Annotated in this window: 13 protein-coding genes; 8 read left to right on the top strand and 5 right to left on the bottom strand. The window is 66.0% G+C overall.

The features are described from left to right. Positions 1–24: 24 nt before the first annotated feature. A complete protein-coding gene (locus N511_RS0111380) occupies positions 25–1719 on the bottom strand; it encodes an AMP-binding protein (protein ID WP_027679404.1) in 1695 nt (564 codons plus the stop codon). Between the two features lie 61 nt (positions 1720–1780). Then, on the bottom strand, positions 1781–2914 hold the full coding sequence (locus N511_RS0111385) for an acyl-CoA dehydrogenase (RefSeq protein ID WP_027679405.1): 1134 nt from the start codon (positions 2912–2914) through the stop codon (positions 1781–1783). Between the two features lie 171 nt (positions 2915–3085). Here N511_RS0111385 and N511_RS0111390 point away from each other — a divergent pair, with 171 nt between their 5' ends. Beyond that, positions 3086–4102, top strand: coding sequence for an AraC family transcriptional regulator (locus N511_RS0111390; RefSeq protein ID WP_027679406.1), 1017 nt, complete (start codon positions 3086–3088; stop codon positions 4100–4102). Here N511_RS0111390 and N511_RS24135 read toward each other — a convergent pair. From N511_RS24135 to N511_RS0111405, 3 genes are read right to left on the bottom strand one after another with little or no spacing between them, the layout of a single operon-like run. Next, the gene (locus tag N511_RS24135) at positions 4078–5007 is read right to left on the bottom strand and encodes a LysR family transcriptional regulator (protein ID WP_051530908.1); all 930 of its coding nucleotides are present in this window, start codon (positions 5005–5007) and stop codon (positions 4078–4080) included. The two genes, N511_RS0111390 and N511_RS24135, sit on opposite strands and share 25 nt — an antisense overlap. An 8-nt stretch (positions 5008–5015) precedes the next feature. Further along, complete coding sequence (locus N511_RS0111400; protein ID WP_027679407.1) at positions 5016–7220, bottom strand: xanthine dehydrogenase family protein molybdopterin-binding subunit; 2205 nt, start codon at positions 7218–7220, stop codon at positions 5016–5018. Further along, a complete protein-coding gene (locus tag N511_RS0111405) occupies positions 7217–7681 on the bottom strand; it encodes a (2Fe-2S)-binding protein (RefSeq protein WP_027679408.1) in 465 nt (154 codons plus the stop codon). The genes N511_RS0111400 and N511_RS0111405 overlap by 4 nt, the downstream gene beginning before the upstream one ends. A 134-nt stretch (positions 7682–7815) precedes the next feature. On the opposite strand from N511_RS0111405, the gene N511_RS0111410 reads away from it, so the two are divergent. The 7 genes from N511_RS0111410 (at position 7816) to N511_RS0111440 (ending at position 15455) form a co-directional block, all read left to right on the top strand. Next, complete coding sequence (locus N511_RS0111410) at positions 7816–8709, top strand: LysR family transcriptional regulator (protein WP_027679409.1); 894 nt, start codon at positions 7816–7818, stop codon at positions 8707–8709. 239 nt (positions 8710–8948) lie between these two features. Beyond that, positions 8949–9860: an amidohydrolase family protein gene (locus N511_RS0111415; RefSeq protein WP_027679410.1), complete on the top strand. Its 912-nt coding sequence runs from the start codon at positions 8949–8951 to the stop codon at positions 9858–9860. 28 nt (positions 9861–9888) lie between these two features. Further along, the gene (locus N511_RS0111420; protein ID WP_027679411.1) at positions 9889–10812 is read left to right on the top strand and encodes an amidohydrolase family protein; all 924 of its coding nucleotides are present in this window, start codon (positions 9889–9891) and stop codon (positions 10810–10812) included. A 64-nt stretch (positions 10813–10876) separates the two neighbouring features. Beyond that, on the top strand, positions 10877–12268 hold the full coding sequence (locus N511_RS0111425) for a UbiD family decarboxylase (RefSeq protein WP_027679412.1): 1392 nt from the start codon (positions 10877–10879) through the stop codon (positions 12266–12268). Further along, complete coding sequence (locus tag N511_RS24140; RefSeq protein WP_197032042.1) at positions 12265–12906, top strand: UbiX family flavin prenyltransferase; 642 nt, start codon at positions 12265–12267, stop codon at positions 12904–12906. Before N511_RS0111425 ends, N511_RS24140 begins: the two co-directional genes overlap by 4 nt. Further along, entirely contained in the window at positions 12903–14033 is a 1131-nt protein-coding gene (locus N511_RS0111435; protein WP_027679413.1) for a CobW family GTP-binding protein, read from the top strand. The genes N511_RS24140 and N511_RS0111435 overlap by 4 nt, the downstream gene beginning before the upstream one ends. A gap of 78 nt (positions 14034–14111) precedes the next feature. After that, positions 14112–15455 (top strand): nucleobase:cation symporter-2 family protein, encoded by a 1344-nt coding sequence (locus tag N511_RS0111440; RefSeq protein ID WP_027679414.1) that lies wholly within the window; start codon positions 14112–14114, stop codon positions 15453–15455. The last annotated feature ends 1 nt before the right edge of the window (position 15456 follow it).

Here is a 15456-nt window from a genome sequence, read left to right on the forward strand (position 1 = left end):
TGGGTTCAATGCGGGACGGGCAAATCAGGCGAAGTCTTCTTCCCAGTACTCGCCGGGCAGGCGAGCCGGTTGCGGCGTGCGCTCAAGCTCCAGCCGGCGGAGTTCGACGCGGCGGATCTTTCCCGAGATCGTCTTGGGCAGCTCGCTGAACTGCAGTCGGCGGATGCGTTTGTACGGCGCGAGCTTTTCGCGCGAGAAGAGGAACACGGCGCGCGCCAGCTCGGGGCCGGCCTCATAGCCTTGGCGCACCGTCACGAACGCCTTGGGCACAGACAGCCGCAGCGGATCGGAACTCGGCACCACGGCGGCCTCGGCAATGGCCTCGTGCTCGATCAGCACGCTTTCCAGCTCGAAGGGGCTCAGCCGATAGTCGGACGACTTGAACACGTCGTCGGTGCGACCCACGTAGACGAAGTAGCCGTCGTCGCGGCGCATCGCCACGTCGGACGTGTGGTAATAGCCGTTGCGCATGGCCTCGCCCGTGGCTTTGGCGTTGTTGGCGTAGCCCTGCATCAGGCCGAGCGGGCGGTGCGAGAGCGGCAGCACGATCTCGCCTTCGCTGGCGGGCTGATCGTCGTGGTCGACCAGCTCCACGCGGTAGCCCGGCAGCGGGCGACCGACCGACCCTGGCACGACCGGCTGGCCCGGCGTGTTGCCGATCTGGCAGGTGGTCTCGGTCTGACCGAAGCCGTCGCGAATGGTCACGCCCCAGGCGCTGCGCACGCGCTCGATGATCTCGGGGTTCAGCGGCTCGCCCGCACCAACGATCTCGCGCAGCTTGACGGCGTACGACGCCAGCGGTTCCTGCACCAGCATGCGCCACACGGTGGGCGGCGCGCACAACGTGGTCACATTAAAGCGCACCAGCACATCCAGCGTGTCCTTCGGCACGAAGCGCGCGTAGTTGTAGACGAACACGCAGGCCTGCGCATTCCACGGCGCGAAGAAGCAGCTCCACGCGTGTTTCGCCCAGCCGGGTGAGCTGATGTTCCAGTGGATGTCGCCGGGCTGCAGGCCGATCCAGTACATCGTCGACAGGTGGCCGACCGGATAGCTCTGGTGCGTGTGCTCGACCAGCTTCGGCTTGGACGTGGTGCCCGAGGTGAAATACAGCAGCAGCGGATCGGTAGCGCCCGTCGCACCGTCGGGGACGAACTGCGCGGGCGCCCCGTAGGCTGCGCCCAAGTCGATCCAGCCGCCACGCTGCGCGCCAACGGCGATGCGCATGACGCTCGCATCAACACCGTCGAACTTATGCAGCTCCGCCGCATCGACGACCACGCAGTTCGCGCCGCCCAGTTCAACGCGGTCACGCACGTCATCCGGCGAAAGCTGCGTCGTGGCCGGCAGCACCACCGCGCCCAGCTTCATCGCCGCAAGCATCACGTCCCACAGTTCGACGCGGTTGGGCAGCATCAGCAGCAGACGATCACCGCGCACGATGCCCAGCCCGCGCAGGAAGTTCGCCATGCGCGACGAGCGCTCCGACATCTGCGCAAACGAGAGCTTCAACCCACCGCCCTGCGCGTCATCGACGATCCACAGCGCCGGGTCGTCGTTGCCGCGCGCCATGACATCGAAGTAGTCGAGCGCCCAGTTGAACGTGTCCAGCTTGGGCCACGCAAACTCGCGATACGCGCGGTCGTAGTCGGTGCGATGGCGCAGCAGAAAATCGCGCGCTTCCACAAAACCCTGTGCTGCAGATACCGCTTCGTTCATCGTCGTCTCCTGGTCGGCGCGTTTGCGCTCTTTCGTATGCGGTCGATGTGCGCGGTGCGTGCTAGACGTGCCGTGCGATCACCATCCGCTGGACTTCGCTGGTGCCTTCGTAGATCTGGGTGATGCGTGCATCGCGGTAGTGGCGCTCGACGGCGTAGTCGGCCAGGTAGCCATAGCCGCCGTGGATCTGGATGGCGTTGGAGCAGATTTCTTCCGCCAGTTCCGATGCGTAGAGTTTGGCCTGCGAGGCCTCCGACAGGCACGGTTTGTCTGCACTGCGCAGGCGCGCCGCGTGGTGGACGAGCAGGCGCGCCGCATTCAGGCGCGTGGCCATGTCGGCCAGCATGTTGGCGATGGTCTGGTGCTCGCGCAGCGCCTTGCCGAACTGGATGCGCTCATTCGCGTAGTTGCGTGCCGCATCGAACGCAGCGCGCGCAATCCCCACGGCCTGCGCGGCAATGCCGATGCGCCCGCCTTCCAGGTTCGACAACGCGATCTTCAAGCCCTCGCCACGTTCGCCCAGCAGGTTCTCTTCGGGCACGGCGCAGTCTTCCAGCGTGATCGGGCAGGTGTCTGATGCTCGAATGCCGAGCTTGTGTTCGGGCCGCCCAACGTGAAAGCCCGGCGTGTCCGTCGGCACGATGAAGGCCGAGATGCCGCGCTTGCCGGCTTCGGGGTCCGTCACGGCAAAGACGATGGCGATGTTCGCGCGTGCGCCGTTGGTGACGAACTGCTTGTTGCCGTTGAGCACCCACTTGCCGTCGCGCAGCACCGCACGCGTGCGCAGGTTGTTGGCTTCGGAACCGGCATGGGGCTCGGTCAGGCAGAACGCACCAATCGCGCGGCCGGTGGCCAGATCTGGCAGGTAGCGTGCCTTCTGCGCCTCGGTGCCGAACTTGAGGATCGGGCCGCAGCCGACCGAGTTGTGCACGCTCATCATCGTCGCGCTGGCAGCGCAACCGGCGGCCACCTCTTCCAGCGCGAGCGCATAGGCCACGTAGTCGGTGTACGAACCGCCCCACTCCGCCGGCACGATCATGCCGAGCAGGCCCAGCTCGCCCATCTCGCGCACCACCTCGTCGGGCAAGGCGCCGTCACGGTCCCACTGCGCGGCGTTGGGCGCCAGGCGCTCGGTGGCAAAGTCGCGCGCAGCGTCGTGGATCATCCGCTGCTCTTCGGTATAGAAGTCGTCCATCGCTTGGCTCTTGCTTGTTTGCTGACCGGTGCCGCGTGACGCTGCCTGTGCAGGCGCCTTACACTGTGCAGCCCGCGGCGCTCGGGTTCGATGGGGAAAAAGTGTAGGCACGCGGCTGGGCGGCTTCGATGCCCGTCACGATCAACTTGCGTGAGCGGATTTGCCATACCGATGAAAAACAACGAAAAAGGAACCGTCTCTGTCAGCCTCGTCAACGAGGCCGTGGCGCGCGCCCGCGCGCACGGCGTGGACATGCAGCCCATCATGGCCGCCGCGGGCATCACGCCGCAGATGCTGGCGCAGCCGCGCAGCCGTGTGTCATCGGCGCAGTACGGTGCGCTGTGGGCCGGCATTGCGCAGGCCATGGACGACGAGTTCTTCGGGCAGGATGCGCACCCCATGCGCTGGGGCAGCTTCGTTGCGATGACGCAGGCGGCGCTGACCGCGCGCACGGGCCGGCAGGCGCTGGCCCGGGCCACGGGTTTTCTGCGCCTGGTGCTGGACGATCTGCATGTGCGCGTTGAAGAAGACGATCAGCGTGTGCGTCTTGTCTTTGTGCACCGCAAGGGCACGCGGGTGCCTCCCATGTTCACCTACGCCACGTGGCTCATCATGGTCTACGGCCTGGTGTGCTGGCTCGTGGGGCGGCGCATTCCGTTTATTGCCGCGCGCTTCCGTTGTGCGGCGCCGCCAGACGCGCAGGAATATCGCCTGATGTTCTGCGACGACATGGCGTTCAAGCACGATGCGTCGTTCGTCGATCTTTCGCCGGCTTTCCTGGAGCTGCCCGTCATCCAGACGGCAGCGTCCATCAAGACCTTCCTGCGCGATGCGCCGGGCAACTTCATCGTCAAGTACCGCAACCCGGATTCATTTGCGGCGCGCGTGCGCAAGACGCTGCGCAACCTGCCGGTTGCGAGTTGGCCCGCGTCTGACGCGATGGCACTTAAACTGAACGTGGCCGAAGCGACGATGCGCCGACGCCTGAAGCTGGAAGGCCACACGTATCAGTCCATCAAAGACGACTTGCGGCGCGACATTGCCATCGGCCAGTTGCAGGACACGCGCCGCACGATCGCCGACATTGCCATCGCTGTGGGATTTGCAGAGCCGAGCGCCTTCCACCGCGCCTTCCGCAAATGGACAGGCATGCGCCCAACGGACTATCGGCTGGCCGGCGCAGACTGAGGCTGCGCAGCGGCGGCGCCTTCGCTCGTGCCGCTGACTGCGCGCAGCGTCTCCAGAAAGGCCTTGAGCACTGGCGAGTGATCGTCCACGCGATAGTGCACGTACAGCGGCACGGCTGGCAGCGCGGGCTCCAGCGGCCGGAAAACCACACCCGGCGGCGCCAGGTTGGCCGTGGAGCCCGGCAGCAGTGCCACGCCAAAGCCAGCGTTCACCAGCGCCAGCAGCGTCTGCACCTCGGTCACCTGCTGGCGCACGAGCGGCGCAAAGCCCGCCTGGATGCATAGATGCAGCAGGTGATCGGCAAAGCGCGAGCGCTTGGACTCGAATGCAACGAACGGCTCGCCGGCAAAATCGCCGAGCGCGAGGCTGGCGTGGCCAGCCAGGCGGTGCGTGGCGGGCAACGCCATCACGATCGGCTCGTGCTGCAGCAGCTCGCTGCGCACGGCGGGGTCTTCGTGGCCCAGCCGGAAGATGCACGCGTCGATGCGGCGCTCCTTGAGCGCGGCCACCTGCGCGGCGGGCGTCATCTCTTGCAGCCGCCATTCAACGCCGGGGTAGCGCTCGCGAAACTGGCGCAGCGCTTCGGGCAGCAGCCCCACCATCACCGAGCTGATCATGCCGATTTCCAGCTCGCCCACCTGGCCACGGCCCGCCTGCCGGGTGAGGTCCAGCGCGCGGTTGAGCTGTGCAAACACGAGTGGCGCTTGCTCTTTGAGCGTGCGGCCGGCCGCCGTCAGTTCTACGCGGTGGTGGCTGCGCACAAACAGCGGCGTGCCGATCTCGTCTTCCAGCAGCCGGATCTGCTGGCTCAGCGGCGGCTGCGACATAAACAGGCGCGCCGCCGCACGCCCGAAGTGCAGCTCGTCGGCCAGCACCGAGAAATAGCGCAGCAGGCGGATGTCCACGGTATGCGCTACGCCTTCAGGTCGAAGTTGAACGGCGTCTCGCGCTGGCGCTTGCCGGTCAGCCGGAAGATGGCGTTGGCAATGGCGGGCGCCACCGGCGGGTTGGCCAGTTCGCCCACACCACCGGGCTTGTCGCGGTTGCCATCGATGATGACGATATCGATGGCGGGCATGTCAGACATGCGCATGACTGGATAGTCGTGGAAGTTGCTTTGCTGCACGGCCCCGCCCTGAATGTCCATGCGATCGAACAGCGCATGGCCGAGGCCCCACATCAAGCCGCCGTAAAGCTGCTCTTCCACGCCCGTGCGCGAGACGGCCAGGCCCACGTCCGCCACGCAGGTGAGCTTTTCAATCACAACGCGGCCGTCCTTGCGGGCGACTTGCGCCACGACTGCGATGTAGCTGTCATACGCTTGGTGTGTCGCCACGCCCAGGGTGTGCCCATGCGCCGCCTTGCCCCACCCGGCGCGTTGCGCGGCGGTGCGCAGCACGTGCACATGCCGCGGCCGCTCGGCCATGTGTGCGACGCGAAAGTCGACTGCGTCGCGCTTGGCCGCCACGGCCAGCTCGTCCATGAAGCTCTCGGTGGCGAACACGTTGGGGATAAAGCTGACCGCCCGGTACCAGCCAGTCGGGATACCGGTCTCGTGCCGGACCCAGCCGATATCCATATGGTTGGCCCGGTACGGAAAATCCCACTTCGAGATGGCCTCGGTGGTGCTGTAATCCATGCGGTCGGGGCGGTCGAAGTAGCCCGGCTCCCACTGTTCCGGCGATGCGGGCGACACCGCGCGGATGCGCAGCGCATCGAGCCGGCCCTGCGCATCAAGCGCGCCTTCGAGGCGGTGATACGTGGCGGCATGGCCGTACAGCGCGCGCATCTCGTCTTCGCGGCTGTTCATCAGCTTGATCGGCACGCCGGTCTTCTTTGCAAGATAGCTCGCCTCGAACAGCCAGTATTTGCTCTCGCGCGCACCAAAGCTGCCGCCCGACACCATCTCGTGCAGCACTACCTTGTCGCGCGGCACACCGCAGATCGTCTCGGCCGCTTCCATGGCGGTGGATGGCACCTGGATGCCGCCCCAGTATTGGATCGCGCCGTCCTTGAACCATGCGGTGATGTTGACGGGCTCCAGCGGGTTCTGCTGCTTGTAGGGCATGCGGTAGGCCGCGTCGATGCGCTTTGCGCCGTGGGCCATCGCCACGTCCGTGTTGCCGGTCTGCACGGTGTGCACAACGCGCGCCTTGCCGCTGGCGAGCCAAGCGGCCTGGTGCTGGGCGACATGGCCGCTGTCGAAATCGGCGAAGGCGCTGTCGTCCCACTCGACCTTGAGCGCCGCGTGGCCCTTGTTGGCCGCCCAGTAGTCGTCGGCCAGCACGGCCACGCCCTCCTGATTGCCGCCCAGCACATCGGGCCGCATCGGGATGGTGATGACCTGGCGCACGCCGCGCACCTTCAGCGCCTCGGCGCTGTCGATGCGGCGCACACGCGCGCCGGGCATGGGCGCACGCTGCACCACTGCCACCAGCATGCCTGGCAACGACACGTCGATGCCGTATTGGAACCGGCCTGTGGCCTTGGCCAGCGCATCGCGCTTGTGGCGCAGCTTGCCGATGTATTTGAAATCCGCCGGGTTCTTCAGCGTCACGTTGGCAGGCGCAGGCAGGCGGCCCGCAGCATCGGCCAATTCGCCGTAGGTGGCCTTGCGGCCGTCACTGCAGATGACGGTGCCGCCGGCCGTGCCGCAGTTGGCGGCGGGCACACCCCAGCGTTGCGCCGCTGCACTCACGAGCATTGCGCGCGCCGTGGCGCCGGCTTGCCGCAGGCGCGCATATTCGAGCGACACACTGGTGCTGCCGCCGGTGGAATACACCTTCCAGATCGGGTGGATGTATTCAAGAAAGAACGGGTCTTCTGGCGTGATGACGGCAATGTGCATCGGGTCGACATCCAGCTCTTCGGCCACGCACGCCGCCAGCGCGGTTTGCGTGCCGGTGCCGGAATCGTGCTTGTGGACGACGATCTTCACGGTGTTGTCGGCCAGCACCCGCACCCAGGCATTGGGCTCGAACTCACCCGCAGCCACATCCTTGCCGGCAGCCAGCGCATCGGGCATGCGGAAGCCGACTGCCAGGCCCGCCGTCAGCAGCGCGCCTTGCTGCAGGAAACGGCGGCGCGAGGGTGCATGCAAATCACGCGGCGCGTTCATGCCTTGCCTCGCTCGTCGGCGGCACGCTTGATGGCCTGGCGAATGCGCCCGTAGGTGCCGCAGCGGCAGATGTTGCCCGCCATGGCATTCGTGATGGCTTCGTCGTTGACGGGCGTGCCTGCCGCCAACAACGCCGCAGCCGACATGATCTGCCCCGACTGGCAGTAGCCGCATTGCGGTACGTCTTCAGCTACCCAAGCGCGTTGCAGCGGGTGCGTGCCGTCTTTCGACAGGCCCTCGATGGTGGTCACGCTGTGTCCGGCCGCTGCCGATGCCGGCGTGATGCACGCGCGGATCGGCGCACCATCCAGATGGACGGTGCAGGCCCCGCAAAAGCCGCCGCCGCAGCCAAACTTGGTGCCCGTCAGTTTGAGCCGATCGCGCAGCACCCACAGCAGGGGCATGTCTGCATCGGCGTCATCCAGCGCGTGGGGCGCGCCATTGACCATAATCTCGGTCATCATTGTCTCCTCCAGAATCGGGCCGTCTCATGCGGCCGCGCCTGGCTGCAATATGAAGCCGCGCACGGGCACCCCGCCAGCGACGATTTCTGCCAGCCCGTGTAAGTCGAACTAACAGCTCACCTGCCGCCGCCATGTACAAGCGTTATCCGTCGATCCAGTCGATGCATGCCTTCCTGCAGGCCGCGCGCACCGGCAGCTTTACCAAGGCCGCGCAGCAACTGGACCTGACACACAGCGCGATCAGCCAGCAGATCCGCTCGCTGGAGGAGTTCATCGGCCAGCCGCTGTTCGTGCGTGAGGCGGGCGGCATCGTGCTGACCGATGCGGGTCAGCTCTTCGCGAGCATGCTGACCGACGGCTTCGGGCAGGTGGACCGGGCGCTGTCTTCGGTGCGCAACCGGCACGTGCCGCAAACGCTCATCGTCGATGTCGACAGCGAGCTGGCGCAGGGCTGGCTCAATGCGCGCCTGCCGCAGTTGCTGGCGGCGCTGCCCGGCTACCAGGTGATGTTCCTGTCGACCACGCGCGGCGAACGGCCGTCGTTCGAGCGCGTAGATGTCTCGCTGCGCTACGGCTATGGCGAGTGGGATGACTGCGAGATGGCCCTGATCTGTGGCGACCACGTCACCGCGGTGGCAGCGCCGGCACTGCTGGAACGCCATGGCGTGCAGGCGCCACTGGCCCCATCGGCCGCGATGGCGCTGCCGTTGCTGGGCTACACGCGGCGCTCGTGGATTCCGTGGCTTGACGCCGCCGGCCTGGAGCCGCTGGAACCCGCCGTGGTGGCGGCCTTCGACAACGCCGCCAACATGGTCGCCGCAGCTGAGGCCGGCATTGGCGTGGCGCTCGTCCGCGGGCTGCTCGCAGCCGATGCGCTGCAGCATCGGCGCCTCGTCCCGCTGACGGACGTCGCCATCCCCGCGCACTACAACCTGTATGCCGTCTGGCAGCGCGGGCAGGGGCAGCGTGCGCAGGCCGTGGTGAGCGCGGTGCAACAACTCGCACGCGACACGCTGGGCGGCTGAGGCCGCTTCTCCCTCCGGCCGCTTGCCGATATCGACAACGTATCAAGACCGCCGCCAAATAGTATTGGCCGGCCCCCGGCCCTGACTCCGATACTGCGCCCCAAGCAGCACGCATCCGGCATCACGCGATCCGGCGAGGGGAAGGCACACGCCTAGCAAAGAGCGCCGCGCTGCAGGACGTGCCTGCCCTCACCGGGAAGCCATCACGCGCTTCCTCCCAGTCATCAGGAGATCCAACGATGATCATCGACATCAGCTGCTACCCCACCGACCTGGTGGACCTCGCGTGGTGGCACGACGGCGACCCCTTTACCGGCGAGCGCCTGCTCGAAATGATGGACGGCCCTTACATGATCAACGGCAAGCCGCGCCGTATCGACAAGGCCTTCATCCAGCCGCCGCAGGGCAACACCATCTACACTTGGACGGACGGCGAGCTTTCGGGCCGCGAATCCATCGACGCCTACATGGCGTACACGCTCAAGATGGTGCAGACGTACCCCGACCGCTTCCTCGGCTGCTTCGTCTACAACCCGCGCTGCGGCGTGCAGAACGGCGTGGAGGCCATCGAGCGCTACGTCAAGGAACACGGTTTCAAGATGGTCCAGATGCAGGCCAACATGCATGCATACCGCCCCGACCGCGCGCTGGACTGGGTGATGCCCGCGTTCGAAAAATGTGCCGAGCTGGGCGTGCCCGTCAAGCTGCATACGGGCGACGGCCCCTACAGCATCCCGTCGGAATGGATTCCGATGATCAAGCGCTTCCCGAACGTCGATTTCATCATGGCGCACTTCGGCGTGCAGACCGGCGGCGTCTACGTGTTCGAGCCAATGCAGTGGGCAATGGAGCTGCCCAACGTGTATTGCGAATCGGGCTGGTGCCTGCAGTCGCGCATCGTCGAATTCGCCAAGGTGCTGCCCAAGCACAAGATCCTGTTCGGCACGGACACCCCGCCCAACGAGCCCGGCATGTGGCTGCGCCTGCTGGAAGTGTTGTGCATGGACCCGCCGCAAGGCCTGAACCTCGATGAAGACACGCTCGAGGATTACCTGGGCAACAACATCGCCCGCATGATCGGCCTGGAGCCGACCCGTCCGCCCAAGACCGTGGCCGAAGCCGAAGCGCAGCTTGCGCTGGCTGCCGCCTGAGCCACCGCAGACCGCACGGAGCGCACACATGATTATCGATACCCATCTGCACCCGACCAACCTCGTCGACGAGGCCTGGCGCCACACCGGCACGCCGTTCAACGGCGAACGCATGATCCAGCTGATGGACGGCCCGTACATGATCAACGGCAAGCCGCGCCGCATCGACATGGGCTTCATCCAGCCGCCGCCGGGCAACACCGGCTACCGCGATGGCAACCGCCGTGGCCGTGAAGGCATCCGCGACTACATGGCGTACATCGCCGAACTAACGCAGAAGTACCCCGACCGCTTCATCGGCAACTTCACGTACAACCCGCGCTGGGGCCCGGAGAACGGCGCGGCGGAGCTGGAATTCCACATCAAGGAATACGGCTTCAAGATGGTCAAGCTGCACGCCAACATGCATGGCTATCGGCCCGACCGCGCGCTCGACTGGCTGCGCCCGGCGATGAAGGTCTGTGCCAAGTACAACATCGTGGTGCTGATCCACACCGGCGACGGCCCGTACACCATCCCGACGATGTTCTACCCGATCATCCGCGAGTTCCCGATGGTGAATTTCATCATCGGCCACTTCGGTATCCAGACCGGCGGCAACTACTCGTTCGAAGCGTTCTGGATGGCGATGGATACGCCCAACGTGTACTGCGAATCCGGCTGGTGCTTCCAGTCGCGCATCGTCGAATTTGCGAAGCAGTTGCCGCGCGACAAGATCGTCTTCGGGACCGATTCGCCGCCCAACGAGCCCGGCATGTGGCTGCGCGAGCTGGAGGTGCTGTGCTCGGCGCCGCCGCAGGGGCTGGGCATCGATGAGGACCACCTCGAAGACTATCTGGGCAACAACATTGCGCGACTGGTCGGCATCGAGCCCACCAAGCCGCCCAAGGACCTGGCCGAGGCGGAACTGCGCCTGAAGTCGACTTACGTCCAGACAGCAGAAGCGGCCTGAGCGCCGATCCCGCGTGCGCCGCGCCTCTGTGGTGTTCGGCGCCCGCCTTTAGCGAGGTGTGCCAATGAGCATGACCCGTCTTGGCGAAGGACAGGATTTCCACATCTTCGCCAACCTCTATCGCGAGCTGTACCCCGACGACGTGCTGACCCTGCGCAATGGCGTGAGCGCCGACCAGGATGTCACGGCCGTCATCGACCGGCTTGCCGCATGCAACCGCAATCCGATGCTGATCTGCGAGCAGGTCAGCGGGCTGCAGGTGCCCCTGGTCACCAATGTCTTCGCCTCGCGCGCACGGCTGGCACGGCTGTTCGACGTGCCGCCCACCCAATTGCACGACGCGTTCCAGGCACGCGCCAATGCGCCCATCGCACCGCGTGTCGTCTCGCACGGCCCCATCACCGAAGAGGTGATCGAAGGCGACGCGGTCGACGTTGCGCTGCTGCCGATGATCAAGCACTTCGAGAGCGACCGCGCGCCCTACATCACCAACGCCATCATCGTGGCCGAGGACCCGGTGACGGGCGTGTCCAACATGAGCTATCACCGTTCGATGCGCCACGCACGCAACGCACTGGCGACGAGCCTGCACTCGCGCGGCCACCTGTGGCGCATGCTGCAGACCGCGCGCGAACGCGGCGACGTGCTGCGCGTGGCGATGGTGGTGGGCGCGCATCCGCTGTTCATGCTGGCCGCCGCCGCCCGCCTGCCCTTTGGCGCCGACGAACGCGCCGTGGCGGGTGGCCTGCTCGGCGCGCCGCTCGATATTGTCCGCACGCCGCGCTACGGCATCGGCGTGCCGGCGGCAGCGGAGTTCGTGCTCGAAGGCACCATCGACCCCGCCGCCTATGCCGAGGAAGGCCCGTTCGGTGAATTCACCGGCTATTCGTCCGACCGCTCCACCAACAATGTGCTGCGCATCGATGCCCTGATGCGCCGGCGCGATGCTTGGCTGGTCGACGTGGTGGGCGGCCCGTACGCCGAGCATCTGACGCTGGCCCGCCTGCCGCGCGAGGCCGAGATGAGCGAGAAGCTCAAGGCGCGCTTCCCATCGGTGACGGCGCTGCACTATCCGAACTCGGGCACGCACTTCCATTGCTACGTGGCGCTCAACCCGACGCGCGACGGTGAAGCGCGTCAGGTCATGCTCGCACTGCTCGGCTGGGACCCATACCTCAAGACTGTGATTGCAGTGGATTCGGATATCGACCTGCAGCAGGACGAACAGGTGCTGTGGGCCATGGCGACCCACTTCCAGCCGCACCAGGATGTCTTCATGGTCGACGGCCTGCCCGGCAGCCCGCTCGATCCCTCTTCTTCAGTGCACGGCACGACTTCGCGCATGGGCATCGATGCCACGCGCGGTGCCGGCTTCGAGGGCATCCGCGCGCGCATCGATCCGCAGGCCGTGGCGCGGGCGACCGATATCCTGCGCCAGGCAGGCGTGCAGTCATGAGTGGGCGCCATCTCCGCCCGCCCGCGCCACCACGCATGGTGGTCGGCATCAGCGGCGCGTCGGGCTTCATCTACGGCGTGCGGCTGCTCGAACTGCTGCGCGCGCTAGATGTGGAAACACACCTGGTCGTCACGCGCTCCGCAGTGTTGACGATGACGCACGAAACGCCGTTCAAGCTCGCTGACGTGATGGCCCGCGCCACGCATACGCACCGCGCCGACGACATGGCCGCCGGCATTGCCAGCGGATCGTTCCGTGCGCTCGGCATGATCGTCGCCCCCTGTTCGATGAAGACGCTTGCGGAGATCGCCACCGGCGTCTCGTCGACGCTGCTCACCCGCGCAGCGGACGTCACGCTCAAGGAGCGCCGGCCGCTCGTTCTGATGGCGCGCGAGACGCCATTCACGCTCGCACACCTGCGCAACATGCAGGCCGTCACGGAGATGGGCGCCATCGTCGCGCCGCCCGTACCGGCCTTCTACGCGCGCCCCAATACGTTGGACGACATGATCGACCACACCCTCGGCCGCGTGCTCGATCTGTTCGGGCTCGATGCCGGCACCGCCCTGCGCTGGGGCGAAGAAGCCTTACCTGCCTTAGTCCGTACCCCACCCACGCTCGACAAGGAGACTGCATGAAACCCCAAGCCACGGCCCACGCCACGCTTCCCGGCCCGAACACCAAGATTCCGGTCACCATCCTCACCGGCTTTCTTGGCGCCGGCAAAACCACGCTGCTGAACTTCATCCTGCGCGAAAACCACGGCCGCAAGATCGCCGTGATCGAAAACGAGTTTGGTGAAGTCGGCATCGACGGCGGCCTGGTCATGGCCTCGGAAAACGAAGAGATCTACGAGATGGTCAACGGCTGCGTGTGTTGCACGGCCGAGGTGCGCGAAGACCTCGTGCGCATCGTGCGCCAGCTCGTCGCGCGGCCCGAACGGCTGGACCACATCCTGGTGGAAACCAGCGGCCTGGCCGATCCGTATCCGGTGGCGCAGTCGTTCTTCATCGACGACCCGATTGCCGAACATGTCGAGCTTGACGCCATCGTGACCATGGTCGACGCCAAGCACATCGCCGCGCATCTGGACGACCTGCAGCTGGACGGTGTCGACAACCAGGCCGTCGACCAGATCGTCTGCGCCGACCGTATCGTCATCAACAAGGTGGACCTTGTGGGCCGCGACGATATCGACGCGCTGCGCGGGCGCATCCGCGGCTTGAACGCCACGGCCGACATCGTCACCTCCAGTTATGCCGAGGTCGATCTGAACAAGATCATCGGTGTCGGCGCGTTCGAGGCGACACAGAAGCTGCTGGAGATCGGCGCAGACGCCGGCCACGGCGAGCATGGCGCGCACGAACATGAACATGACCACAAACATGAGCATGCTCACGCCGACGCTCACGAGCATGACCATGACCATGACCATGAGCACGAACATGAGCACGACCACCAGCACGATCCGAGCGTCTCGTCAGTGGGTTTTGACGTGCCGGCCGACGTGGACCTCGTGCGCTTCCACACGTGGATCGACACCCTGCGCGCCGAGCAGGCGGAAACGCTGTTCCGCATGAAGGGCATCCTGGCCGTGAAGGGTCAGCCGCAGCGCTACGTGCTGCAGGGCGTGCACAGCCTCATCGACTTTCGCGCAACGCAGCCGTGGGGCAGCGAAGCGCGCAGCAGCAAGATCGTCTTCATCGGCCGCGACCTCGATCGTGCGGCCCTGCAGGACGGTTTCAACGCGTGTCTGGCGGCGTGAGCATGCCATGACATGACATCCCCTGACCCGAGGGCGGCTCCTGGCACGCCCCGGGCATGACAACGATAGGAGACAACCATGACAACAGCCGTACACCCGGTCGACCAGATTCTGTCGACCCGACAGATGTTGACGTTGGGCTTGCAGCATATGGCGGTGTCGTACATCGGCGCCATCGCGGTACCGATGATCATCGCGTCGGCGCTCAAGATGTCGCAGGCGGACACCATTGTGCTCATCAGCACCACGTTGTTCTGCTCGGGCATTGCCACGCTGTTGCAGACCATCGGGTTCTGGAAGTTCGGGGTGCGGTTGCCGATCCTGCAGGGGGTGGCGTTCAGCAGCGTGGGGCCGGTGATTGCCATCGGCACCAACCCTGCCGTAGGTTTCGCGGGCGTGTGCGGTGCGGTCATTGCGGCCGGGCTGTTTACGCTGCTCGCCGCACCGCTGGTGGGGCGGCTGCGGCGATTTTTTCCACCGGTGGTCACGGGCTGCATCGTGACCGTCATCGGCCTGCAGCTCTTTCCCGTCGCGTATGACTGGGTGGGCGGCGGACGCAACGCTGCCAACTTCGGTGCGCCGTCGTTCCTGCTGGTTGCCGTGGTCGTGGTTGCCACCATCCTGCTCATCAACCGCTTCGGCAGCCCGCTGCTGCGCAACCTTGCTGTGCTGGTGGGCATGATCGTCGGCACGTTGCTCGGCTGCGCCATGGGCATGGGCAACTTTCACGGCGTGGCAGACGCGCCGTGGGTCACGCTGCCGGTGCCGTTCCACTTCGGGGTGCCCGTGTTTGCCGTGGTTCCCGCACTCACCATGATCGTGGTGATGATCGTGCAGATGGTCGAATCGATGGGACTGTTCCTGGCTATTGGCGACATTGTCGAAAAGCCCATCGAAGAAGAGGAAGCCATCAACGGCCTGCGCGCCAACGGCCTGGCCAGCGCCATTGCCGGCATGTTCGCGGCCTTCCCGTTCATTGCGTTCATGGAGAACGTCGGGCTGGTGGTGCTGACCGGTGTGCGCAGCCGCTGGGTGGTGGCTGTGAGCGGCGCGCTGATGTGTCTCGTAGCGCTCGTGCCCAAGGCCGGCGCCGTGATTGCGGCCACGCCATCGGCCGCATTGGGCGGCGCCGGCATTGCCATGTTCGGCGTGGTGGCCGCTGCGGGCATCCAGACCCTGGCGCGCGTCGACTATGAACACAACCGCTACAACGTCCTGATCGTGGGCTTCACGATTGCCGCCGCGCTGGTGCCGGTGCTGGCGCCCACGCTGTTCAAGGCCCTGCCCGACTGGACGCAACCGTTCCTGCACAGCGGCGTGGTCATCGCCTGCCTGGTCTCCGTAGCGTTGAACCTGCTGCTCAACGGCACCGAAGAAGCGCACGTGCCCGCGTCTGTGGTGCGTACGGCCGGCCGCGCCTGAT

The organism is Ralstonia sp. UNC404CL21Col (genome assembly GCF_000620465.1).
In the GTDB taxonomy this organism is placed as follows: domain Bacteria; phylum Pseudomonadota; class Gammaproteobacteria; order Burkholderiales; family Burkholderiaceae; genus Ralstonia; species Ralstonia flatus.

Coding starts and splice junctions, on each gene's coding strand:
- N511_RS0111415 (WP_027679410.1), top strand. CDS start 8,949: ATGATCATCGACATCAGCTGCTACCCCACCGACCTGGTGGACCTCGCG.
- N511_RS0111435 (WP_027679413.1), top strand. CDS start 12,903: ATGAAACCCCAAGCCACGGCCCACGCCACGCTTCCCGGCCCGAACACC.
- N511_RS0111420 (WP_027679411.1), top strand. CDS start 9,889: ATGATTATCGATACCCATCTGCACCCGACCAACCTCGTCGACGAGGCC.
- N511_RS24140 (WP_197032042.1), top strand. CDS start 12,265: ATGAGTGGGCGCCATCTCCGCCCGCCCGCGCCACCACGCATGGTGGTC.
- N511_RS0111405 (WP_027679408.1), bottom strand. CDS start 7,681: ATGACCGAGATTATGGTCAATGGCGCGCCCCACGCGCTGGATGACGCC.
- N511_RS0111380 (WP_027679404.1), bottom strand. CDS start 1,719: ATGAACGAAGCGGTATCTGCAGCACAGGGTTTTGTGGAAGCGCGCGAT.
- N511_RS0111385 (WP_027679405.1), bottom strand. CDS start 2,914: ATGGACGACTTCTATACCGAAGAGCAGCGGATGATCCACGACGCTGCG.
- N511_RS0111390 (WP_027679406.1), top strand. CDS start 3,086: ATGAAAAACAACGAAAAAGGAACCGTCTCTGTCAGCCTCGTCAACGAG.
- N511_RS0111410 (WP_027679409.1), top strand. CDS start 7,816: ATGTACAAGCGTTATCCGTCGATCCAGTCGATGCATGCCTTCCTGCAG.
- N511_RS0111425 (WP_027679412.1), top strand. CDS start 10,877: ATGAGCATGACCCGTCTTGGCGAAGGACAGGATTTCCACATCTTCGCC.
- N511_RS0111440 (WP_027679414.1), top strand. CDS start 14,112: ATGACAACAGCCGTACACCCGGTCGACCAGATTCTGTCGACCCGACAG.
- N511_RS0111400 (WP_027679407.1), bottom strand. CDS start 7,220: ATGAACGCGCCGCGTGATTTGCATGCACCCTCGCGCCGCCGTTTCCTG.